The sequence below is a fragment of the Citromicrobium sp. JLT1363 genome (assembly GCF_000186705.1).
Lineage (GTDB): Bacteria > Pseudomonadota > Alphaproteobacteria > Sphingomonadales > Sphingomonadaceae > Alteriqipengyuania.
This window is the reverse complement of record NZ_AEUE01000001.1, coordinates 98,784-122,420: the sequence shown is the minus strand read 5'-3', so window position 1 is coordinate 122,420 and position 23,637 is coordinate 98,784. Positions and strand designations below refer to the sequence as shown.

Genomic DNA, 23,637 nt, shown 5'->3' with positions numbered 1-23,637 from the left:
AAGGGGCCGGATGGAACAGCACATCACCGACACGAGGCAGGCGAACCGACGCTTCGGGAAGCATGCTCCCGACCAGCACGACCTCTCCGTCCTTTTCCTGTCCAGGGTCGGCGCCAGGAGGCGCAAGGCCCTGCTCGCCGAATATCGCGAAGCGGTGTACGATAAGGCCTTTCCCGACAGCGATCTGGCGGAAAATCCGGAGGACTGGGCGCAGTATATCGACGGCAAACTGCCCCCGCCCCTGCCGCATACCGAGGTCATTCTGCTGCTGCGCGAAGGCAAGGTGATCGGCGGCGCCACAGTGGAATACTACCGCCAGGCAGACGCCGGGCTGCTGACCTATCTGGCCATCGCGGAAGACTATCGGGAGAAAGGCCTGTCCCGGCGCCTGGTCGACGCAGCACACAAGGCGCTGGCCGCAATCGCGTCGAAGTCCACGCTGCTTTTCGCCGAGACCGAGAAGTTCGATGATAATGCGGAAGAGGACGAACGCGCAGCCCTGATCCGGCGGCACCGACGGCTTGACGCGCTCGGCGCCTATGCGATCGATTTCGATTACGTCATGCCCCCGCTTCGGCCCGGCGCGGAGCCCCGCGCGCTGCACCTGCTGGTTCTCGACCCGCCCGATCCGGGGCGCGCACCGCGGGTTTCCGCCCATACTGTTCGGGCGCTGCTGCAGGAACTGGCGCAGTCGCTGCAGACGCGGCTGGAGGATCATGCACCCACGCGCGCGATGGAGGCCTTCCTCGCCGGACGCAAGACGCTGACCGTCAGCCGGCTTCCGGGAACGCGCTTCGACCGCAGGTTCCGCGAAACGCCCGTCATCCCGCTTCACGGACCTGCCGCCTTCACCTTCGCCTTCGAACTGGGTTTTACCGGCCCCAGGGGTGAGGAGCAGCCTCCTGCCATCGTCCTCAAGTCGATCATGGACACGCTGCTGCGCGACAAGAAGGTGCGCGAGAAGCTCATCGAACCTGCGCGCTCCTACCTCGACGATGTGACGACCGGCCCTCCCGGCCACAATGGCCGCCCGCTGCTGTTCCTCGCGGCGGGCGATTACCGCGGAAGCCCGAACAGGCGCGTGATGCTGAAGCGCCCTGAACGCTGGCTCTACAAGGCCGAGAACGAGGGGCGCGAGATGCACGCCGCGCCCCGCACGACCGCTTTCGAACTGCGCGATTGCTTCTGCGTGTTCGAAAGCGGGCGGGTGTTCTATCTGCCCACCCTGGTCCTTCCCGAAGACGCCGAAGAGGGCATCGACGAGTACACCGTTCTCCAGCTCCAGGCGCTCGCGATGAAGCCGGAAGATCCGGACGAAGTGCGCCGATACGGAGACCTCGAATTCACTTGGCAACCTTTCGAGCATGACGGACCGCTCGGCGGATCGATCTTCGACTTCGTCGAGGCACGGCTCGCCTGGCTCGAACGCAACGAGCCTGCGACGCAGCCGGGCGCCTTTCGCGACCTCATCCACGCCTACGGCATCCGGCGCCCCGGCTTCGAACGCCGGGCCGTCCGCCCCGCCGACCTGCGCAACCTGTGCATCTCGATCGAGAGCGAAGAGCTGGTGCAAACGGCCGAGCGGGCGAATGCGATCTTCGACCATGACGGCAACGGCGCCCCCGACCTTTCGCGGCTGAAGTCCGCCGACCGATCCTGGATCGCGCCCGGCGGCACGCTCGATCTTCCGCCGCACGACGATCCGGAGAACGATATCGACCGCAAGCTGCTTGCCCTTGCCGGACTGGCGACGGGGGTTCCGGACTTTCCGTGGCAGGACAAGTCCGAAGTGCACGATTCCACGCGGCCCGGCGGTGCCAGCGTGGACTCGGTTCTCTACGTCCATCCCCGCTTCATCCTCGAGGTCGCGCGCGAATGGCGCTCCTTCACCAACTCGCTCGATTCGCTGGGCAACTGCCCCTACCTGCTGCTGATGTGGATCGCGGCGGTGCAGGACGAGCTGACCGTGACCACCATCGAGGACCGGATCGAAGACATGATCTACGATCCGGGGCGCGAACCCGCCCGCTTCCGGGCGATCGCGATGCGCGACGTCGACAGCGTGCGGCGCAATGCGAAGCGGATGTCGGGGCGCAGCGGCGCGCGCATTCTGGAGAAGAACCTGCAGCGCCGGCTCGACCTGTTCCGCTTCCACACGATCCATCGCACCGGCAAGATCTTCCGCTACCCGAAGGAGAAGGCCGCGCTGGAGATGCTGCTCCACGAGAAAGGCATCGACGACCGCTTCGAACGCGCCCTCGCCATGATCGACCGGATCGAGGGGCTGGTCGAGGATACGACCAGCATGAAGAGCGCCTATACCGAAAAGCGCACCAACCAGGCCCTCGCCGTGATCGCGCTGCTGGGCCTGGTGAGCGTGGGCAACGACATCGCACTGGCGCTGGAAAAGAGCGATTCGGTCGGCATCGTCACCTTCTGGGTGCTGATCACCGCCGCGCTCGTCCTGATCGCCTATTTCATCTGGAACGAGATTACCGCCCGCCGCGACAGGTGAAGCGCGCGCGGGCCCCGATCATGCGACCCCCAGCCGGTTCGATCCCATCGCGCTCGCCATCCGGTGCGTGCCCGCCAGCGTGGTGCCGCGCTGGCGGATGCCCGAGACGAAGCGCCACTCGCAGGTCGCCGCCGAGGGGGTCAGCTCCACCGCCATGTACCCGCGCCGCGAGGTATCGGCCCATTGCAGCTGCGGGTTGGCGGCCACCAGGCCCTGCTCCATCAGTGCGGTCGGGATCTGCGGCAGGTAGCCTTCGAAGCCGGGCGAAGTGACCGAGCACACGCCGAATTCGACGCCCACCGGCGTCTTGTCCTGCGCAAGGTCGAAGGCCCAGCCATTATGCGTGTCGCCCGCCAGCACCACCAGATTGGCATCGGCAGCGAGCGCGGCATCGAACACGCGTGCGCGCGCGGCAGGGTAGCCGTCCCACGCATCCATGTTCAGCGGCAGCCCTACCTGGCTGGCCATGGCCCCCGCCTGCACCCGCTGGCGAAGCGCCTCGGGCGCGTTGGCGGGCAGCGCGCCCGCAAGCGCGGTCGGCGTGCTGAGATTGCCCATCAGAACCTGCTGCACCAGCACCTGCCAGCGCCTGCCGCTGCGGGTCGAGGCGCGCAGCTGTTCGGCCAGCCACGCCTCCTGTGCGGCGCCCAGCATGTGGCGCGAAGGATCGGCCCAGGCCCCGTCGCGGAACGCGGTGAGCGCGGCCATCATCTCGTCCGGGGTCTTCCTGCCCGCCAGCACGCTGGCAACGCTCAGCTGCTGGTCGCGCCCGATCAGCCGCGTCTCCAGCCGGAAGAGCGTGGCGAGATCGCCGATATCGTACGCCTTCCACGGATCGTCGGAAACGGGCAGCCACTCGCGATAGGCACGCATCGAGGCCGCCTTGCGCACATCCCACGATCCCTCGGTCGCGGGCTGGTGATTCTCCGCCCCGCCCTTCCACGAATCGTTCGCGCTTTCGTGATCGTCGGGCACCAGGATCATCGGATAGAGCTGCGTCAGCCGCTGCAGATCCGGGTCCATCCGGTAGGTCGCATGACGCAGGCGATAATCGGCCAGCTGCACGATCTCGCTGGTCGGCGCGAGAGTACGCCCTTCGACGCTCTGGTCCGCGTCCGGGTATTTGCCCACCTGATATTCGTACAGGTAGTCGCCCAGGTGCAGCAGCAGGTCGAATTCGTTCGCCTCGGCCGCATGGGCGTAGGCGTTGAAATAGCCGAACCCCATGTTCGAGCAGGAGAACACGCCCAGCCGGAAACGGCTGGTGGGGCCGACCGGCAACGTGCGGGTCCGGCCCACTGCGGAGCGCGAACCATCCGGGCCCACGAAGCGGTAATAGTACCAGGAATCGGGCTCCAGCCCCGTCACCTTTGCCTTGGCGCACCAGTCGCTGCCCGGCGCGGCCAGCGTTTCGCCTTCGGCCACCACGCGCGTGAACTGCGCGCTGTCGCTGACCTGCCAGGCCAGCTTCGCCTCGTTCGATCCCACGAAGCGCGTCCACAGCAGCACGCCGTTCGCGTGAGGCTCCCCGCTGGCGATGCCATGCGTGAAGCCCTTCGCGCGCGCCTGTGCGGACAGCGGCATGGCCGCGAAGCCCGCCCCCAGCGCGCCGCCCACAAGCAGCGAGCGGCGATTGATCGACAGGGCCGAACGCGGGTGGCTTTCGGCGGCGGGCGGGGGGGCGAGAAGATTGCTCATGAGGCGCGCTTATTCGCCTTGCGTGACGGAACCGAGACGATCCGCACCGCCATTGCCTGACACACCTGACACAGTGTCCAGGGGCGGAAAATTCCGCCGGGCCCGAAGGGACGCGCACGGAGGTTCAAGAGCCTTCCGGACAGGGTGCGCTTCGATCATCCATCATGCTGTAGCGCGTTGCCAACGGGTAGGAAAATCGGCCCCTGCGCTTGCCCACTGCGCGCATGGACACGGGCCTGCGCGCCTCCTACTCCTTCGGGACATGACCGACTTTCTCGACCTGCCCGACGGGCGCCGCATCGCCTACCGCCTGACCCGAGGCACCGGCCCCGCGATCGTTTTCCTGCCGGGCTACATGTCCGACATGGCGGGATCGAAGGCGAGTGCGCTGTTCGAATGGGCGCGCGAGCAAGGCCGCACCTGCCTGCTGTTCGACTATTCGGGCTGCGGCGAATCGGGGGGCGATCTTGCCGAAGGCACGCTCTCGCGCTGGCGCGACGAAGCGCTGGCACTGATCGAGGCGAAGCTTGACGGGCCGGTGCTGCTGGTCGGTTCGTCGATGGGCGGCTGGCTGATGCTGCTGGTTGCGCTGAAACTCGGCAAGGATCGGCTCGCAGGGCTGGTCGGCATCGCGGCCGCGCCCGACTTTTCGGACTGGGGTTACGACGATGCGCAAAAGGCGCAGCTCAGGCACGGAGAGACCGTGCTGGAGGACAACCCCTACGGCCCGGACCCCACGCCGACGTACCCGGGCTTCTGGTCGGACGCGCAATTGCACCTGCTGCTGGATGCGCCGATCCCGCTCGATTGTCCGGTCACGCTGCTGCAGGGCCAGGCCGATGCCGACGTGCCGTGGCAGACAAGCCTGCGGCTGGTGGAACGCCTGACCACCCCCGATGTTCTTCTTCTGCTGAGCAAAAGCGGGGATCATCGCCTTTCATCCGGGCAGGACATCGCGCGGTTGCTGGCCGCCGTGGAAGGCCACCTGACGCGCGCGTGATCCTTGCGGGGGACCGCGCGACCTTCTAACGGCGCGACATAAAGGACGTTGCCACGGGGGGCTGCCCCCGCAGGGAGCGAGGGGGGATAGGCACAATAATCCTCTTTTGGGAGACAACATCGCAATGGCAGGCCACGATACGCAGTCCAAAGCCGAATTGCTGACCCGGCTGACCGATCGGATGCGCGAATCGCTGCTGCCGGTGGACCAGCCCTTCGACGACGCCAATCTCGACACGGCTGCCGAGCTGGTTCTGGACACCGCTTCGTCCCGCACGCAGGGCGAGCCCGCTGTCGCGATGGCGGACGGGGGCGAGGGCAAGCGCAAGCTGCGCATCGCCATCGTCAACGATGACATGCCCTTCCTGGTCGATTCGGTCTCCGCCCAGGTGGCCGAGTTCGGGCTTTCGATAGACCGTCTGGTCCACCCGGTGCTGCACGTGCAGCGCGATGCGCACGGCGTGCTGCAGGACCTGCCCGGCAAGGCCAGCGACACGCCGCGCGAGTCGATGATCTACCTCGAAACGGACCATGCCGAGCCCGACGCGCGCGAAGAGCTCGCGCAGCAGCTGCGCACCACGCTCGCCGATGTGCGCGCCTCGGTCGAAGACTGGGCCGCGATGCGCAAGGCCATGCAGCAGGATGCGCAGAAGCTGGACGACAAGGAAGGCGCGGGCCTGCTCGAATGGCTGAGCGGCGGCATGCTGACCCAGCTCGGCCATCTGGTGCGCCACCGCGACGGGCGCGAGGACAGCGCACTGGGCATCTGCCGGGCGAGCGCGCGCCAGATCCTTGCCGACGCATCCTACGATCGGGCCTTCGCGTGGTTCGACGATCCCGCCAATGCCGATGCGCGCATGCCGCTGATCGTCAAGGCGAACCGGGTTTCCAACGTTCACCGGCGCGTGCCGCTGGACCTGTTCCTGATCCCCATCCGCGAGGGCGGCGAAACGGTCGCGGTCTCGATCCACGCCGGTATCTGGACCAGCGCCGCGCTCTCCACCGATCCGCATGCCGTGCCGCGCCTGCGGCGCCAGCTCGCCGAGATGATGGACGCGCTGGATTTCGATCCGAACGGCCATGCCGGCAAGGCGCTGGTCCACGCGCTCACCTCGCTGCCGCACGATCTGCTGATCGGCTTCCGCGACGAGGACGTGCGCCGGGTGGCCAGCATCACCATGAGCCTGACCGACCGGCCCCGCCCGCGCCTCGCGCTGGTCGAGGCGCCGCTCGCCCGGCACCTGTTCGCCTTCGTGTGGCTGCCGCGCGACTCGATGTCGACCCAGGTGCGCCAGCAGATTCAGGCGCTGCTGGAAGAACAGACCGGCTCCACACTGCTCGACTGGAGCCTCGAGATCGAAGGCGGCAATCTGGCGCTGCTGCGCTTCGTGCTGGACTTCAGGGAAAGCAGCACCCGGTATCACGAAGAGGACCTGGAGACCCGCCTGCAGGAAATGCTGCGGGTCTGGGCCGAGGCAGTCGAGACAGAACTGCGCGCGCATGTCGATGCGGACCTCGCCGCGTCGCTGGCGCGCCGCTATGCCGACAATTTCCCGCCCTTCTATCGCGCCGCGAGCGGTGCGGAGGAAGCCGCGCTCGACATCATGCGCATGCGTGAACTGGCGAGCCATGCCGGCGAGGGCGATGCCGATCTGCACGCGCGCGGGGTCCGCCTGCGCCGCAGCCCGGGCGAACACGGCGCCAACCTGCGGCTGAAGATCTACCAGAACGAAGGCACCCTGCCGCTTTCCGAAGCCGTGCCCGCGCTCGAGAATTTCGGCCTCAAGTCGATCAGCGAAGTGCCCACGCTTCTCGCTCAGGGCTCTCTCGGCACGATCCACGATTTCCAGTGCGATCTGGGGCCCCGGATCGATCCGGAGGACCTGCTCGACCGCGCGCCTGCGATCGAGGATGCGATTGCGCGGGTGCTCAACGGCCTGGCGGAGGACGATCCCTTCAACCGGCTGGTAATCGCGGTGGGCCTGGGTGCCCGCGAGGCGGAATGGCTGCGCGCGATCTATCGCTACCTGCGCCAGACGGGCATGGGCTTCACCATCTACACCGTGGTCGATGCGCTGGCCAATGCGCCCGCGATCACCCGCGCGCTGGTCGCGCTGTTCGTCGCGCGGCACGATCCCGCGTTCGAAGGCGACCGCAACCGGGCGGAGAAGGACGCGCAGGACGCGATCAAGAACGGCCTGCAGCAGGTCGCCGCAATCAACGACGACCGGCTGCTGCGCCTCTACCGCAGCGTGATCGAGGCGATGCTGCGTACCAACGCCTTCGCGCTCCACCCCGACATCGCACTGTCGTTCAAGTTCGATTCCGCGAAGGTGCCCGGCCTGCCCAAGCCGATCCCGTTCCGCGAAATCTTCGTCTATTCGCGCCGGGTCGAGGGTATTCACCTGCGCGCGGGGCCGGTTGCGCGCGGCGGGCTGCGCTGGTCCGACCGGCGCGACGACTTCCGCACCGAAGTGCTCGGCCTGATGAAGGCGCAGCGCGTGAAGAACGCGGTGATCGTGCCGACGGGTGCCAAGGGCGGCTTCTATCCCAAGCAGCTGCCCGATCCCGCGCTCGACCGCGATGCCTGGTTCGCCGAGGGCAAGGCCAGCTACCAGGTCTTCATCCGCAGCCTGCTGTCGATCACGGACAACATCGTGGACGACAACGTGGTGCACCCCGACGGCGTGCGCATCCTCGACAAGCCGGACCCCTATTTCGTGGTCGCGGCGGACAAGGGCACGGCCAGCTTCTCCGATGTCGCCAATGCCATCGCCGAGAGCGAGGATTTCTGGCTCGACGATGCCTTCGCCAGCGGAGGCTCCAACGGCTACGACCACAAGGAAATGGGCATCACCGCGCGCGGCGCGTGGGTTTCCGTTCAGCGGCACTTCCGCGAAATGGGCGTCGACGTGCAGACCGAGCCGACCAAGGTCGTGGGCTGCGGCGACATGTCGGGCGACGTGTTCGGCAACGGCATGCTGCTGTCCAAGGCCATCCGCCTGGTCGCCGCGTTCGACCACCGCCACATCTTCATCGATCCCGATCCCGATCCGGCGAAGAGCTGGGACGAGCGCAAGCGCCTGTTCGATCTGCCCCGGTCGAGCTGGGACGATTACGACAAGGGCCTGATCTCCAGGGGCGGCGGCGTGTTCCCCCGCACCGAGAAGTCGATTTCCCTGTCCGAAGAGGCGCGCAAGGCACTCGGCACCGATGAGACCGAGGTCGATCCCGAAACGCTGATCTCCATCATCCTCAGGGCCCCCGCCGACCTGCTGTGGTTCGGCGGCATCGGCACCTATGTGAAGGCCGAGCGGGAGAACAACATCCAGGTCGGCGACCCGTCCAACGACGCGCTGCGCGTGAACGGCGAAGACCTGCGCGTGAAGGTGATCGGCGAAGGCGCGAACCTGGGCATGACCCAGGCGGGCCGCATCGAATATGCGCTGAAAGGAAACGGCGGGGCCGGCGGCCGTCTGAACACCGACTTCATCGACAATTCGGCCGGGGTCGACTGCTCGGACAACGAGGTCAACATCAAGATCGCGCTGGCCGCCGCCCGCCGGGCCGACGCACTGACCGAGGAAGAACGCAACGCCCTGCTCGCCGAGATGACAGAGGATGTCGCGGCCATCGTGCTGGAAGACAACCGGCTGCAGGCACTCGCGATCTCGATCGCGCAGCAGCGCGGCGACGCGGCCACCGCATCGGCCATCCGCCTGATCGAGACGCTGGAAGAAGCGGGCATGCTCGACCGGCGGACCGAAGGCATCGCCGATAACGAGACCTTCACTCGCCGAGCGGGCGAGGGAATCGGGCTGACCCGGCCCGAACTCGCGGTGCTTCTCTCCAGCAGCAAGCTGACCTTGCAGGATGCCATCGAGGCGGGCGGTCTTACGCGCGATCCCCTGCTGGAAAGCGCGCTGTTCTCGTACTTCCCGGCGCCCCTGCGCGAGAAGTTCCCCGAACAGATCCGGCAGCACCGCCTGCGCGGAGAGATCATCGCGACCGATCTCGCCAACCGGATCGTCAACCGGATGGGCATGGTCCTCCCGTTCGAACTGGCGGAGGAGGAAGGCGTCGGCCTCAACCAGATCGCCAGCGCCTTCGTCACCGCCGACCGGCTGCTCGACGTGCAGAAGATCTGGGACGCGCTGGACGAAAGCGACATGCCCGAGGATATCCGGCTGACGCTGTTCGACCGCGTGGCGACCGCGATGCGCATCCAGATGGCCGATGCGCTGCGCGTGTGCGGCTCCGCCTCGCCCAGCGAGATCGTGGCCGATCTGCGCCCATCGCTCGATGTCCTCAAGGAAGACACGGCCGATCTGCTGGCGGCCGAATCGCGCCAGCGTTCCGCCAGGATGCGCGCCGAATTCGCCAAGAGCGGCGCGACCGAAGAAATCGCTTCGCAGGTGGCGCACCTGTTCGATCTCGACGGGGCGATCGGCATTGCCAACCTGGCCAGCGACCTCGACATAGAACCGCGGATGATGGCCAAGGCCTTCACCCAGCTGGGGGCCGAACTGGGGATCGACTGGGCGCAGGGTACCGCCGCGCTGATGTCTCCGTCGGACGTGTGGGACCGCCTGCTGGTCGCCGGGCTGGCGCGCGACTTCCAGCAGATGCGGCTCGAATTCCTGCACCGCGTGTGCGAGCAGAGCAGTGCTTCGGCAGAGCCCTGCGTGCTGGTCGAGACCTGGATCGAAGCGCACGAGCCTGCGGTGAAGCAGTTCCGCGGCATGGTCCGCCGGGCTCAGGCACAGAACCCCGTCACGCCCGCCACGCTGGCGCAGGTCGCCAGTCAGGCGCGCAACCTGCTGGGCCGGTGATCGCGATTCCGACAATTCCAGCCAGCGGGAGTTATGTTCGATGAGCTTTGCCGACGTTCTGATCGTGGGCGGGGGGCACGGCGGCGCGCAGGCCGCGCTCGCGCTGCGCCAGCGCGGGTTCGAAGGGCGCATCGTCATGATCGCGCGCGAGGCCTGGCTGCCCTACGAGCGGCCGCCGCTGTCGAAGGATTATCTGGCGGGCACGCGCCCCTTCGAGAAGATGCTGATCCGGCCCGAGAAATACTGGGCCGACCGGTCGGTGGACATCCGCACACGCTGTGCGGTCGTCTCCATCGCGCCGCAACTGCGCAGCGTGGAACTGAGCGACGGCAGCCGGCTGGACTACCACACGCTGATCTGGGCGGCGGGCGGCGACCCGCGGCGCCTGCCGTGCGAGGGTGCGGATCTCGATGGCGTGCACTCGATCCGCACGCGCGGCGATGTGGACCGCATCCGCGCGCAGCTGGACGGCGGCGTGAGGCAGGTCGCGGTGATCGGCGGTGGCTATATCGGGCTGGAGGCAGCGGCGGTGTTCCGCACGATGGGCCTGCCCGTCACGGTGATAGAGCGTGAGGACCGCGTGCTGAGCCGCGTGGCCGGGGCGGAGCTCTCCGAATTCTACGAGGCTGAGCACCGGCGGCAGGGTGTCGACCTGCTGCTGGGTCACGAGGTCGAAGCGCTGCGGGGCGACGATCAGGGCCGGGTACGCGCGGTCGCGCTGGCGGACGGCGGCGAGATCGAGGCGGATCTGGTGATCGCGGGCATCGGGATCGTCCCAGCGGTCGGCCCGCTGCTCTCCGCCGGGGCGGCGGGCACCAACGGCGTGGACGTGGACGAATTCTGCCGGACCAGCCTCGACGATACCTACGCCATCGGAGACTGCGCGGCGCATGCCAATGCCTATGCGCAAAACAAGGTGATCCGGCTGGAATCGGTCCAGAACGCGACCGACATGGCCACCACCGTCGCCAAGCACCTGACTGGCGAACGCGTACCCTACGATACGATTCCCTGGTTCTGGTCCAACCAGTACGATCTGCGCCTGCAGACGGTCGGCTTTTCATCCGAGGATGACGAGGCGATCCTGCGCGGCGATCCGGACAGCCGCAGCTTTTCGGTCGTGTACCTGCGCGACGGACGCGTGGCCGCGGTCGATTGCGTCAACGCAACGCGCGACTATGCGCAGGGGCGCAGGCTGATCGAGGCGCAGAGCGAGCCCGACCGCGATGCGCTGGCCGATCCCGAGGTTGCGCTGAAGAGTTTGCTTTAGCGTCGACCACAAGGAAACTCGTCGCCCCCGACTAGCTCCCGGGTCCAGCTTCGTTCCGGCGCCTCGTTCGAAGACACCCTGCCCCGGATCAGGTCCGGGGCGACGTTGAAGATGGGGCTGGCGAGAGCCTTCGCTGCGCCCACTCGGCCGCCTCCGCCACCACCGGATCGGGATCGTCCAGCAGCGGCTCGACCTGCGCCATCAGCGCCGCATCGCCACTGTTGCCCGCCGCGATCAGGCAATTGCGCACAAACTTGTCGCGCCCGATCCGCTTGATCGGCGACTTGCTGAACAACTTGCGAAATCCCGCATCGTCCAGTTGCAGGAAGTCCGCCAGGCGGGGCCGGGCCAGCTCGGCACGCGGCAGGAAGGCGCGGTTGGTGGCGGCGCTTTTCGCAAACTTGTTCCACGGGCACACCGCCAGGCAATCGTCGCAGCCATAGATGCGGTTGCCGATGGCTTCGCGAAACTCGTGCGGAATCGGCCCGTCATGCTCGATCGTCAGGTAGGAAATGCAGCGCCGCGCATCGAGCCGGTAGGCCTGCGGAAAGGCGTTGGTGGGGCAGGCATCCTGGCAGGCACGGCACGATCCGCAGCGGTCCTCGTGCGGGCCGTCTGGGACGAAGGGGATCGTGGTGTAGACTGCGCCGAGGAACAGCCAGCTGCCATGCTCCATGCTGACCAGATTGGTGTGCTTGCCCTGCCAGCCCAGCCCCGCGCGCTCCGCCAGCGGTTTCTCCATCACCGGTGCTGTATCCACGAACAGCTTGAGGCGGCTCTCCCCCAGCCCGCGCGCCTGCGCCTCCGCGACCAGCCAGCGGGCGAGGCTCTTGAGCGCCTTCTTCAGCTTGTCGTGATAATCCTCGCCCTGCGCATAGACCGATATGCGCGCGCGCTCGGCAGGCTCGGCGGCCTCCAGCGGATCGTGCGCCGGAGCATAGTTCGCACCCAGGGCGATCACGCTGCGCGCCTCGGGCCACATGGATTGCGGGCCGCTGCGCACTGCAGGCTCGCGCTCCATCCAGCCCATCGTGCCGTTGTATCCTGCCTCCAGCCATGCAGACAGCCGCTGCGCCATGCGCGGATCGTCGGCCGCGTCGGCAAAGCCCACGCTCGCAAAGCCCAACTCGCCCGCCCGTTTGGCGAGGTCGCTTTGCAGTTGGTCGATAATACCCGCATCGCTCATGCTCGGGCTTGCTCCTTGGCGCACGCGCGGGCACGGTCCGCACCCATGAGCGACGTGCTAGACCAAGCGCCGCATGGCGACAAATCGGGCGTGAAACCCGACACTTCCACCGAACTGGCGATCGAGGCGCGCGGCCTCGTGAAGCGTTTCGGCGATACGCTGGCGGTGAGGGGGGTGGACATTACCGTGCCGCGCGGTGCGATCTACGGCATCCTGGGCCCCAACGGCGCGGGCAAGACCACCACGCTGCGCATGATCCTGGGCATTATCGACCCGGACGAAGGCGTGCGACGCATCTTCGGTGAGGACCGCCCGCAGCGCATCGCCCGCCGGATCGGCTACCTGCCGGAGGAACGCGGGCTCTACCCCGCCATGAAGGCGACCGATGCGATTGCCTTCATGGGTTCCCTGCGCGGCCTGCCCCGGGCCGAAGGCCGCAGGCGCGGCGCGGAACTGATGGAACAGTACGGTCTGGGCCATGCGGTCGACAAGAAAATCAAGGAACTCTCCAAGGGCATGGCGCAGACCGTGCAGCTGCTCGGCACGCTGGTCCACAAGCCCGATCTGGTGATTCTGGACGAGCCGTTTTCGGGCCTCGACGCGATCAACCAGGGCAAGCTGGAAGGGCTGATCCGCCAGTTGGCGGAGGATGGCACCACGGTGATCTTCTCCACCCACGTGATCCACCATGCAGAACGCCTGTGCAGCGATGTCGCGATCATCGCGGGCGGCAAGGTGCCCTATGCCGGATCGGTCGAGGTGGCGCGCGACCGGCTGCCCCCGCAGGTGCGGCTGGAAACGAAGAACGATGACGGCCCATGGCGCAGCGCGCTGCCCGCCAGCGCGACGCGCGACGGCGCGGCATGGGTGTTCGAACTGCCCGAAAGCGGGATCGAGCCTCTGCTGCGCAGCCTGATCGAAGGCAATGCGGGCATCCGCTCACTCTCCATCGAGCGCGCCGGGCTGCACGATGCCTTCGTCACGATCGCGGGCGAAGCCGCGGCGCAGGCCATGCAAAGCGACGAACCCGCGCAGGAGGTTTCGGCATGAGCAGGTCCGCACGCCTTTCCCTGTGGCAGGCCGCGCTCGTCATTGCGCGCCGCGACTTTACCGCCATCGTGTTCAGCAAGGTCTTCCTGCTGTTCCTTATCGGCCCGCTGTTCTTCCTCGCGATCTCTGCAGGTGGCGGATATGTTGGCGCGATGGCGGCCGACAGCGCGGACGATCCGCAGCTGGGCATCGCCCTCCCCGCAGAGGCGACGGCCGCGATCCTCGATGCGCAGGAGCGGCTCGATCCGCTGGTGGGCATGCCGGAGGTGGCGGCGGTCGATCCGGCGGATGCGCAAGACCCCAGGGCGCTGCTGCAAGCCGAGGATTCGAACCTTTTCGCCGTCCTTTCAGGCACGCTGGACGAACCTTTGCTGACCGGGCCGAAGGACGACATCGAACGCTGGAGCGGCGAGACGGCGCTGCTCGTCGGCGCGGCGCGGGGCACCACGATTCCCGAAGCCGATATCGCGATCGACACGACCGACACCGGCATCATCAACCAGCGCACCGCGCAGGACGCGACCGCGCGGGCGGGAATCGTCATGCTGTTCCTGCTCACCATGCTGCTGGCGGGCATGGTGCTGTCCAACCTGGTGGAGGAGAAGGGCAACAAGATCATCGAGATCCTGGCCGCTGCCATTCCGATGGATGCGGTGTTCGTGGGCAAGCTGTTCGCGATGCTGGGCGTCAGCCTCGTCGGGCTGGTGGTGTGGGGCAGCGTGGGCGGCGCGATCGTCTTCCTCGGCGCCAGCGCATTGCCCGTGATCCCGCCGCCGGCGGTCGGCTGGCCGCTGTTCTTCGCGCTGTTCGTGATCTATTTCGCCATGGCCTACCTGCTGATCGGATCGGTGTTCCTCACCGTGGGCTCCATGGCGCCGACCGTGCGCGACGTGCAGACGATCAGCCTGCCTGCCACCATCCTGCAGCTGCTGATCTTCTTCCTCGCCAATTTCGCGGTCGGCCAGACGGGTTCGTGGATAGAGGTCGCCGCGGCGATCTTCCCGCTGTCGAGCCCCTACATGATGCTGGCGCGCGCGGCGAAGGAAGGCGTGCTGTGGTGGCATCTGGCGGCGCTGGCGTGGCAGGTGCTGTGGGTGGCGATCTTCGTGAAGATCGGGGCAACGCTGTTCAAGCGCACGGTCCTCAAGTCGGGCACCGCCGGGCGCGAGAAGGGCGCGGGGCGCAAGGGCCTGCTCGCGATGCTGAGACTCACGACGAATCAGTCCTGATAACGAACCTACCTTGACTCCGATGGCCCGATGGTCAGGATGATCTGCGACCCGGAGACGCGCCGACAACAGGCGCGCCCGGCAAGGAGAGATGCCATGGCCACTGCCGCCCATACGCAGATGCATGCGCCCGAAGCTGCGCGCGCCCACCCGTGGAAGCGCTCGCCCAGCGCGCACGAGGCGCTGGAAGCGCACTACGCCGCCAACCCCGGCACCCGTCCGCATCACCCGCACAAGTGGGATACCAGCCGCAGCGACATCTATGCCGAGAACCGGTGGGAACCGATCTTCGCGGAAATGCGCGCGGCGGGCCCCGTCCACCACATCCCCGAAAGCCCTTATGGGCCCTACTGGTCCGTGGTCTCGCACAAGGCGATCCAGCATACCGAGGCGCTGCCCGACATCTTCTCGTCGAGCTGGGAATATGGCGGCATCACCATCCTCGACGATCTCCCCGACATTCCCGAGGAAGAGCGGATGCGGCTGCCGATGTTCATCGCGATGGACCGGCCCAAGCACACCGGCCAGCGCAAGACGGTAGCCCCTGCCTTCACGCCCGCCGAGATGACCCGGCTGACAGCAGACATCCGCCAGCGCACCGGAGAAACGCTGGATGCGCTTCCCAGAGGCGAAAAGTTCGACTGGGTGAACTCGGTGTCGATCCCGCTGACCACGGGGATGCTGGCGATCCTGTTCGACTTCCCGTGGGAAGACCGCGACCTGCTGACCCACTGGTCCGACTGGTCGGGCGATACCGAACTCGCCACGGTCCGCTCGCTGGACGATACCCGGCGCGGCATGCTGCGCGAGATGGCTGCCTATTTCCAGATCCTGTGGGCCGACCGCGCGCAGCGCGGCGAAGCGCCCGATCTGATCAGCCGGATGATCCACAGCCCGGCAATGAACCAGATGGACCCGCAGGAATTCATGGGCAACCTGGTGCTGCTGATCGTGGGCGGGAACGACACGACGCGCAACACGATGAGCGGGATCGTCCACGCGCTCGACCGCTTTCCCGACCAGCGCAAACTGTTCGAGGAAGACGCATCGCTCATCCCCAATGCAGTGCAGGAATGCATCCGCTACCAGACCCCGCTCAAGCACATGCGGCGCACGGCCACGCAGGATACCGAGCTGTTCGGCCAGAACATTTCTGCGGGCGACAAGGTGCTGCTGTGGTACAATTCGGCCAACCGCGACGAGACCGTGTTCGAGAACGCGGACCAGCTCGACATCACACGCGAGAATGCGCGGCGCCACATTGCCTTTGGCTACGGCATCCACCGCTGCGTGGGCGCGCGGCTCGCGGAATTGCAGCTGCGCGTGCTGATGGAGGAAATGCATGCCCGCCGCCTGCGGGTAAACGTGGCCGGCGAGGTCGAGCGGGTGCGCGCGAACTTCGTCGAAGGCTTCCGCAAGCTCGAGGTCGAAATCACGAGTTTCTAGGGTCGGTGCATCCATACCGGGTTGGGCTGCGTATCTTCTTCAGCTTCCCGACATGGGACCTGTGGAAGAGGATGACGCCATGACCCAACCCACCGCCAACCGCCGCTTTGCCCTCACCATGATGGGTGGCGGCGTCGCCAGCCTCGCGCTTGTCTCCTGCGGGCGGAGCGTGGAGGCGAAGAATTTCCCCGTTTCCCGCAGCGAAGCCGAATGGCGCAAGCGCCTGACCGCGGCCGAGTTCCGGGTCTTGCGCGAAGAGGGGACGGAGCGCGCCTACTCCTCCCCGCTCGACAAGGAAAAGCGCGCCGGCACCTACGCGTGCGCGGGCTGCGGCAACGCCGTCTATTCCAGCGAACACAAGTACGACAGCGGCACCGGCTGGCCCAGCTTCTGGCGACCGATCAAATCCAGCGCCGTGGGCACATCGCGCGATCTGAAACTCGGCTACCCGCGTACAGAGGTACACTGCGCACGCTGCGGCGGACACCTGGGGCATATCTTCAACGACGGCCCGCAGCCGACCGGCAAGCGGCACTGCCTCAACGGCGTGGCCCTGGACTTCCGGCCCGCCTAGTCGCGCACCCGCCAGACGCGGAAGGTGTCCGGCCCGCCGGTTTCGACCGGCTCCAGCCAGTCCGGAGCATTCCCGGCGATCAGCCGCGCGGCAAGGCTGCCTTCACCGCCGCGCCCCGCATAGATGGACGGCTCGATCAGGTCGGTGCACATGACGAGGTAATCCGCCCCGTAGGCCTCCACGATCAGGCGCGAGAACGGATCACCCGATACGAAGGCGCCGATCACGTCGCGCATCGCCTTGTCGGCCCGGTGGTGACCGGTGGCGATCACGCCATGCCCGGTCTCCAGCAGGATGCTCGGCCCGATATCGAGCGGGGCGAACACCGTGCCTTGGGGGAGCGCGCGCAGGCGGCGCGCGCTGGCTTCCAGATCGCAGGAACTCATGGCGATCTCGCCGGGCTCCGCCTCGCTGACGCGAACCGGGTCCACGGCCTTGGCCACCGCGAAAGGCGCGGCGGGAATGATCAGCAGCATTGTGGCGAGAGATACCGCCACCCTGCTCCACAGCGCCCCGCCGGTGCGCAGCCGGGCAAGCGCGGCGCCCAGCAGCCAGGCGAAGGGAATGGTCGCCAGCAGCGATGCGAAGGCGAGCGAACGCACTACCAGCACGCCCAGCAGCAGCGTTCCGGCAAACAGCAGCAGAAATTCCAGCCACGCGCCGCGAGTTTCCTCCGGCGCGCGGCTCCACAGCAGCGCGGCGAGGGCGAAGCCGATCACGATCTGCGCGAAGGGGATCAGGATTACCGCGTCCTGTTCCCAGATCGGGCGCCCCTCGCTCACATTGACGTACCAGAAATCGCGCACCACCGGGTCGAGCGTGCCGAACGGCGTGCCGAGGCAGGTGGGCGACGCCCAGCCGAAACAGGCGAGCCCCGCAGCAGCGACCGCACCGAGCGCGACGATGGTCCCGATTGTGGAGAGGGGCCGCACATGGCGCAGGATGGTGGTGCCCAGCGCGGTCACGCAGAAGAAGCCGAGATGCGCGGGGCCTACCGCGTCGCAGAAGGCCTGCGAGCCCGGCCAGCCGCGCGTCGCAAGGAACAGCGCGACCAGCCCCCCGGCCAGCGCCTGCATGTAATGGGCCAGCGCAGCGCGCTCGGCAGCGCGCAGCCAGCGAAGCGCGAGGATGGCTCCGACCAGCCCGGCCAGCGGCAGCATCTCGATGGAAATCGTCAGCCCCCAGGCCATGGCCAGCCCGGCGACAAGCGGTCCCAGCCGACGGTCACCCCGCGAAAGGCCCCAGAAGGCAACGGCCAGGCAGGCGATCTGCCAGCCGTGATGGTCTATCCTGAGCGGCTGGAACTGGTGGATCAGCAGCGGCATCGTGCCTGCCAGCAGCACCGCCCAGCCGCCGGTCTCGCGCCCCAGCATGCGCACCGCCACCAGACCGGTAAAGGCCATGGCGACGCCCAGTGTCAGCAGTGGCACGGCGATCACGGCAAAGGCTTCCGCCGCTGCCTGACCCACCAGCGGGGTCAGCGCGCCGATCACCAGCGCCAGGGGCAAATCGACCAGCCGCGACCAGTGCATCGGCACGTCACGCAGCGGATCGATGCGGTGCTGGCCCGGATCGAACCAGCCCTGCCCCGCCAGCAGATCGCGCACCTGCACCAGCCGCAGGATGTCGTCCGGGTCGGGATAGCGCCATGCCAGGATGTTCCCCGCCGAAACCAGCAGCACCATGGCCACCAGCAGCGCAACCATGCGCAGCACATGGCCGAGATGGCCTTCCTCTGCGCGCGCGGGCCCGGTCGTCAGGGACAGGTCAGGGGATGGCACGAAAGACCAGCCGGTTGCGCAGCCACCAGGTCAGAGTGAAGCTTGCCACGATGGCCACCAGCTTGCCCGCACGCGGATCGAGCCCGGATGCCTGGGAAAGTGCGACGATGCCTGTCGTCAGCCCCAGCCCCGCCAGCGCGGAGACAACGAACAGCGCCTTTTGCCGCGTGCGTGCCATGCCGGTGGCGGCTACCCGCCCGGTGAACACCGCGCGGCTGGACAGCAGCCAGTGCGCCACGATCCCGCCGCCATAGCCGATCGCCGAGGCGGGCGTTGCCGCCAGCCCGAGCTGCATCAGGCCGAGAAAGGCACCAACGTCCACCGCCAGCGCGCCCACGCTCGCCAGCAGGTAGCGCAGCAGGACGAGATCGGTCAGGCGTTGCAGCACGGGCTGCATATCTTCGCGCTCCTTCTTCGCAAATCCGTTCAGGCGGCGCGGCGGGCGTCGCCGGAGTCGTCATCCTCGACGATCCGGGTGGGCACATCGCGCATCGAATTCAGCGCGGCGGCCTGATCTTCGGAAACTTCGCGCCCATTCTCTCTGGCCGGAAGCGCCCTTTCGGCGCCCTCGTCGCCCGCCTCGTGGTACTCCGCATCCTCGTTGACGCACCAGATGTCGTAGACGCGCTCGCCCGCAAGGATGTTCTCGACGCTCAGCATCGCGGTCATCATCGCGTGGTCCTGGTTGTTGTAGCGGTGCATGCCGTTGCGCCCGACCAGATGGAGTGTCGGGTATTTCGCCTCCAGCTCCTCGCGCATGGCGGCGACATTGGCGGCGTAGTCCTCGTCGTAGACGGGGTAGGCCTTCTCCTGCCGCACGACCGCGCCGCTCTTCACCTTTGCAGGGTCCAGCAGGCCGAGGATTTCCATTTCCTTCGTGGCGAGCGCGACGAGGTCGTCATCCTCCATCGACCACAAGCCGTCGCCCTCGAAGCAGAAATATTCGAGGCCGACGCAGGCCATCTTCTCGTCCGGGATCATCTCGGGCGACCAGCTGCGGAAGTTCTGCACCCGGCCGACCTTCACCTTGCTGTCGTGGATGTAGATCCAGTTGTCGGGGAACAGGTCTTCACCCTCGACCATCAGCGCGACGGTGAGGAAATCGCGGTATTTCAGTTCGTTGGCATGGAAGGTCGATTGCGGCAGCGGATGCATCCGGCGGGCGAGCTGGCGCATCGGCGCGGAGCTGATCGCGTGGTCCGCCTCGATCGTCACGATGCCGCCCTCGCCCTTGGCGGTCATGCGCCAACCGCCCCGGCCGTCACTGGCCAGCTGGTCGAGCGCGTGGCCCATGATCACCTGTCCCCTGCCGCTGGCGATGATCTTGTCGCGCGCGGCTTCCCACATCATGCCCGGCCCAAGGCGCGGATAGCGGAAGTTCTCCAGCAGGGTCTTGGCCTGCATCCCGTCGTTCGGCTTCTTGTTGAGGCCCAGGCTGCGCTTCACGCCGTCGACCACCGCGCCCATCAGCGACAGGCCCTTGATCCGCTGCGCCGCCCAGTCCGCGCTCATCTCGTCGCAGGGCATGCCCCACACCTTCTCGGTGTAGGTCTTGAAGAAGATCGAATATAGCTTTTTGCCGAACTGGTTGGTGGTCCAGTCCTCGAAGCTCCTGACATTGCGATTGGGAAAGACGCGCGCCCACAGGTAGCTCGCCATGCACACGGTGGAGCGCCACAGCCCCAGATTGCGCAGCGCTTCGAACGCGCGCAGCGGGTAGGAATAGAACTTGCCCTCGTAATAGATGCGGCTCATCCGCGGGCGCTCGATGAAGTCGTCGGGCAGGATCTCGTTCCACAGGTCCACCACCTGCTTCGATTTCGAGAAGAAGCGGTGGCCGCCGATGTCGAAGCGATAGCCCTCGTGCTCCACGGTGCGGCTGATGCCGCCCACGTAGGTCTCGTCCTTCTCGATGATGGCGACGCTCTTGCCCGCTTTCGTCAGCAGGTAGCCTGCGGTCAGCCCTGCCGGCCCCGCCCCGATGATCGCCACGTCGACATTGAGTACCTGGCTTTGTGCTTCGCTCATTTAGAGCCCCCGGTTCTTGATCGCTTGACCGAGGGGTGAAGGAAAATGGTTAGGGAGCGGTAAACAAGGCCACCGAAACCGGCGCGAAAACGCGATTCAGAGGACGATCTGGTGCGGGTGGTGGGACTCGAACCCACACGTCCGGAGGACAGGGGATTTTAAGTCCCCGGCGTCTACCATTCCGCCACACCCGCACTGGGTGGGGCGAATAGCGGGCACGGCCCGGTTTGGCGAGATGCCGGAACCGGGGCGCGATCACTCTTCGTTGAGAGCGTTGCGCATTTCCTTGCCGGGCTTGAAGTAGGGCACGCGCTTGGCGGGCACGTCGACCGATTCGCCCGTGCGCGGGTTGCGGCCGGTGCGGGCCTCGCGCTCGCGGGTGGAGAAGGCACCGAAGCCGCGCAGTTCCACGCGTCCGCCCTCGGCCAGGCGCTGGGCGATCTCTTCGAAGAAGATATCGACGACCTGCTCGATTTCCTGCGCGCGCAATTCGGGATTCTCTTGCGCCAATTTCTGCAGCAGCTCAGACCTGATCATGTCTTGCGCCCCCCGTTCAAGCGCTCTCGACCGATTACCCGCACGCGGACTCGATTCTTACCATTGGTGCGACCCAAGGTTTTCATCGCGTGCCAGAAACCTTGCCAACGTGCAATAATACGTATGCAAGAAATGTTAGTCTGCGGGTGCGGCGGCCGCAGGCTGCCTTGCCAGAAGCTCGCTTGCCGACAGGCCGAGCCGATCGAGCCGCGCGCGAATCTGTGGCCATTCCTCTTCCAGAAACTGCGCCCTTTCGGCCGCGCGCAGCCGCTCGGCCGCACCATCGACCACATACATGCCGATTCCGCGCTTAACCGCGATCAGCCCGCGATCCTGAAACTGCTGGAAGGCCTTGGCGACGGTGAGCGGGTTTGCGCCCTGCTCTGCCGCGAAGGCGCGCACGGAGGGCAGCAGTTCCCCTTCGGCGAAATCCCCGTCCAGAATCGCGGCGGCGATCAGATCGCGCAGGCGCAGATATACGGGCCGCGCAGAGGAGGGATTGCCGTTTGCCATGGTGGTTCAGTGACATAATACAGCGGGGCAGGTCAAGGTTCCCGCGGCCAGCTTAATCCTTGCCGAAGAAGCCCTTGTCCTCCGCCACGAGATCGCTTGGGCTTCACATGGCGTATTTGGGCGCTAGTGTGCGCGCCTTGCGGCCAGGCCGAGGGAGGCTGGCTGGATGATTTTTCGAAGAGGATATCGCCGAATATGGCAAACGACGTATCAGGACTGCCTCACGGCGATTCCGCAGGGACGATTCTGGGCCATCCCAAGGGCCTGTTCGTGCTCTTCTTCGCAGAGATGTGGGAACGCTTTTCCTACTACGGGATGCGCGCCCTCCTCATTTTCTACCTGACCAAGCACTGGCTGTTCTCGGACAGTGAATCCGGCGTCATCTACGGCGCCTACACCGCGCTCGTCTACATCGCCCCCGTGGTGGGCGGCTATCTTGCCGACAAGGCGCTGGGGCAGCGAAAGGCGGTGCTGTTCGGCGCTGTCCTGCTGACGCTGGGCCACTTCTTCATGGCATTCGAGGGATCGCCGGGCGCCGGTAACGAAAACAATCCCATCATCTTCGTGTTCTGGCTGGCGCTGGCGCTCATCATCGTGGGCTCGGGCTTCCTCAAGGCCAACATCTCCGTGATGGTCGGCCAGCTCTATCCGCGCACCGACGTGCGCCGCGACGGTGCCTACACGATCTTCTACATGGGCATTAACATCGGTGCCGCCGCCGGTTCGCTGCTGTGCGGCTTTATCGGCGAAACCTATGGCTGGGCCTACGGCTTCGGCCTCGCCGGGATCGGCATGCTTGCCGGCCTGGTCGTGTTCATCTGGGGCAAGCCGCTGCTGCTCGGCCGGGGCGAGCCGCCCAGGCTGCTCGGCAAGACGACCGAACTCGGCGTCTACGGCCTGGGCCTGCTGTTCGTCGCGCTGTGCTGGGTCGCCATCCAGTATCAGGATGCGGTGGGCATCTTCCTCGGCACCTTCGGCGCGGCGCTGGTCTGCTACGTCCTCTCGATCGCGATCTTCCAGCTGCCCTATGGCCGCTACAGCGCAGCCCCCAAGGCAGCGCTGCTGTCCTACGTGCTGCTGTCGGTGGTCCTGGCAGTGTCCATGTTCTTCGTTTCGCAGGGCGAGGGCTATGAAAGCTGGCAGCTGCCCGCGACGATCGGCTTCGGCGGCGTGGTGACGATCATGATCCTGCAGATGATCGCCAAGACCGACCATGACCGCGACCGGATCGTCTCCGCGATGTTCCTGATCATCGTCTCGATCATCTTCTGGGCGCTGTTCGAACAGGCGGGCTCCAGCCTCAACCTGTTCACCGATCGCCACGTCGATCGCGGCGGCGTTCCCGCTTCGACCTTCCAGTCGATCAACGCGATCTACATCATCCTGCTCGCGCCCGTGTTCGCCATTACGTGGCAGTTCCTGGGCCGCCGCGGGATGGAGCCATCGACTCCGATGAAATTCGGTCTCGGCGTGATCCAGGTCGGCCTGGGCTTCCTGGTGCTGGTATGGGGCGCGCAGAGCGTGGGCGTGGATGTGCCGACGCCGGTGATCTTCATCTTCCTGATCTACCTGCTGCACACCACGGGTGAGCTGTGCCTGAGCCCGGTCGGTCTTTCGGCCATGAACCGGCTCGCACCGGTGCAGATCGCCAGCCTGATCATGGGTACGTGGTTCTTCGCATCGGCCACCGGCAACTTCGCCGCCGGCCTCATCGCCGCGGCAACGGGCGCAGAAGGCTCGGGCGAGGAAGCGGGCAAGCAGGTGGTGCTGGATGTCTACTCCAGCGTCGGCTGGTATGCAGTGGCGGTGGGTGTTGCCGTCATCGTGGTCAGCCCCTTCGTGAAGAAGCTGATGCATCTCGACACGCTCGCCGACGACGATGTGGGCGACGATCTGGAAGGCCAGAGCGAAGGCCCTGGCGAACCGCAGGGCGCCGGGATCCACCCGACCACGCGCCCCACGCACTGATCGCTTCGGGG

At 66.7% G+C, this 23,637-nt stretch carries 16 protein-coding genes and 1 tRNA gene; 9 read left to right on the top strand and 8 right to left on the bottom strand.

Annotated features, from left to right (window positions below; all coding sequences use genetic code 11):
- Nucleotides 1–10: 10 nt before the first annotated feature.
- A complete protein-coding gene (locus ADAD_RS0100600) occupies nucleotides 11–2,515 on the top strand; it encodes a GNAT family N-acetyltransferase (protein WP_010408063.1) in 2,505 nt (834 codons plus the stop codon).
- A gap of 18 nt (nucleotides 2,516–2,533) precedes the next feature.
- Here the strand turns inward: ADAD_RS0100600 and ADAD_RS0100595 are convergent, their stop codons facing one another.
- The gene (locus tag ADAD_RS0100595; RefSeq protein WP_010408060.1) at nucleotides 2,534–4,213 is read right to left on the bottom strand and encodes an alkaline phosphatase D family protein; all 1,680 of its coding nucleotides are present in this window, start codon (nucleotides 4,211–4,213) and stop codon (nucleotides 2,534–2,536) included.
- A 262-nt stretch (nucleotides 4,214–4,475) separates the two neighbouring features.
- On the opposite strand from ADAD_RS0100595, the gene ADAD_RS0100590 reads away from it, so the two are divergent.
- The 3 genes from ADAD_RS0100590 (at nucleotide 4,476) to ADAD_RS0100580 (ending at nucleotide 11,314) form a co-directional block, all read left to right on the top strand.
- Nucleotides 4,476–5,213: an alpha/beta hydrolase gene (locus ADAD_RS0100590; RefSeq protein ID WP_010408058.1), complete on the top strand. Its 738-nt coding sequence runs from the start codon at nucleotides 4,476–4,478 to the stop codon at nucleotides 5,211–5,213.
- A gap of 124 nt (nucleotides 5,214–5,337) precedes the next feature.
- Entirely contained in the window at nucleotides 5,338–10,044 is a 4,707-nt protein-coding gene (locus ADAD_RS0100585) for an NAD-glutamate dehydrogenase (protein ID WP_010408054.1), read from the top strand.
- 40 nt (nucleotides 10,045–10,084) lie between these two features.
- Nucleotides 10,085–11,314: an NAD(P)/FAD-dependent oxidoreductase gene (locus tag ADAD_RS0100580; RefSeq protein ID WP_010408051.1), complete on the top strand. Its 1,230-nt coding sequence runs from the start codon at nucleotides 10,085–10,087 to the stop codon at nucleotides 11,312–11,314.
- Between the two features lie 88 nt (nucleotides 11,315–11,402).
- On the opposite strand, the gene queG is transcribed toward ADAD_RS0100580, so the two are convergent.
- Nucleotides 11,403–12,500, bottom strand: a complete 1,098-nt coding sequence (queG, locus tag ADAD_RS0100575; protein ID WP_010408048.1) for a tRNA epoxyqueuosine(34) reductase QueG — start codon at nucleotides 12,498–12,500, stop codon at nucleotides 11,403–11,405.
- Between the two features lie 45 nt (nucleotides 12,501–12,545).
- Here queG and ADAD_RS0100570 point away from each other — a divergent pair, with 45 nt between their 5' ends.
- From ADAD_RS0100570 to msrB, 4 genes are all read left to right on the top strand, one after another.
- Nucleotides 12,546–13,550 (top strand): ABC transporter ATP-binding protein, encoded by a 1,005-nt coding sequence (locus tag ADAD_RS0100570; protein WP_010408046.1) that lies wholly within the window; start codon nucleotides 12,546–12,548, stop codon nucleotides 13,548–13,550.
- Nucleotides 13,547–14,779, top strand: a complete 1,233-nt coding sequence (locus tag ADAD_RS0100565) for an ABC transporter permease (RefSeq protein WP_010408044.1) — start codon at nucleotides 13,547–13,549, stop codon at nucleotides 14,777–14,779. The genes ADAD_RS0100570 and ADAD_RS0100565 overlap by 4 nt, the downstream gene beginning before the upstream one ends.
- 96 nt (nucleotides 14,780–14,875) lie before the next feature.
- Entirely contained in the window at nucleotides 14,876–16,225 is a 1,350-nt protein-coding gene (locus ADAD_RS0100560; RefSeq protein ID WP_010408039.1) for a cytochrome P450, read from the top strand.
- A 79-nt stretch (nucleotides 16,226–16,304) separates the two neighbouring features.
- Nucleotides 16,305–16,799, top strand: a complete 495-nt coding sequence (gene msrB, locus ADAD_RS0100555) for a peptide-methionine (R)-S-oxide reductase MsrB (RefSeq protein ID WP_029139799.1) — start codon at nucleotides 16,305–16,307, stop codon at nucleotides 16,797–16,799.
- On the opposite strand, the gene ADAD_RS0100550 is transcribed toward msrB, so the two are convergent.
- From ADAD_RS0100550 to ADAD_RS0100525, 6 genes are all read right to left on the bottom strand, one after another.
- On the bottom strand, nucleotides 16,796–18,580 hold the full coding sequence (locus ADAD_RS0100550) for a hypothetical protein (RefSeq protein WP_237700702.1): 1,785 nt from the start codon (nucleotides 18,578–18,580) through the stop codon (nucleotides 16,796–16,798). The genes msrB and ADAD_RS0100550 overlap by 4 nt on opposite strands.
- Nucleotides 18,567–18,977: a GtrA family protein gene (locus ADAD_RS0100545; RefSeq protein WP_010408032.1), complete on the bottom strand. Its 411-nt coding sequence runs from the start codon at nucleotides 18,975–18,977 to the stop codon at nucleotides 18,567–18,569. Before ADAD_RS0100545 ends, ADAD_RS0100550 begins: the two co-directional genes overlap by 14 nt.
- A gap of 29 nt (nucleotides 18,978–19,006) precedes the next feature.
- Nucleotides 19,007–20,608: an NAD(P)/FAD-dependent oxidoreductase gene (locus ADAD_RS0100540; RefSeq protein WP_010408029.1), complete on the bottom strand. Its 1,602-nt coding sequence runs from the start codon at nucleotides 20,606–20,608 to the stop codon at nucleotides 19,007–19,009.
- A gap of 109 nt (nucleotides 20,609–20,717) precedes the next feature.
- Nucleotides 20,718–20,802: transfer RNA gene (locus ADAD_RS0100535), tRNA-Leu, on the bottom strand.
- A 61-nt stretch (nucleotides 20,803–20,863) separates the two neighbouring features.
- Nucleotides 20,864–21,145, bottom strand: a complete 282-nt coding sequence (locus tag ADAD_RS0100530; protein WP_010408025.1) for an integration host factor subunit beta — start codon at nucleotides 21,143–21,145, stop codon at nucleotides 20,864–20,866.
- A gap of 135 nt (nucleotides 21,146–21,280) precedes the next feature.
- Entirely contained in the window at nucleotides 21,281–21,658 is a 378-nt protein-coding gene (locus ADAD_RS0100525) for a GntR family transcriptional regulator (RefSeq protein WP_010408022.1), read from the bottom strand.
- Nucleotides 21,659–21,853: 195 nt separating this feature from the next.
- Between ADAD_RS0100525 and ADAD_RS0100520 the strand changes: the two genes are divergently transcribed.
- Nucleotides 21,854–23,626 (top strand): peptide MFS transporter, encoded by a 1,773-nt coding sequence (locus ADAD_RS0100520; protein ID WP_010408020.1) that lies wholly within the window; start codon nucleotides 21,854–21,856, stop codon nucleotides 23,624–23,626.
- Nucleotides 23,627–23,637: the final 11 nt, after the last annotated feature.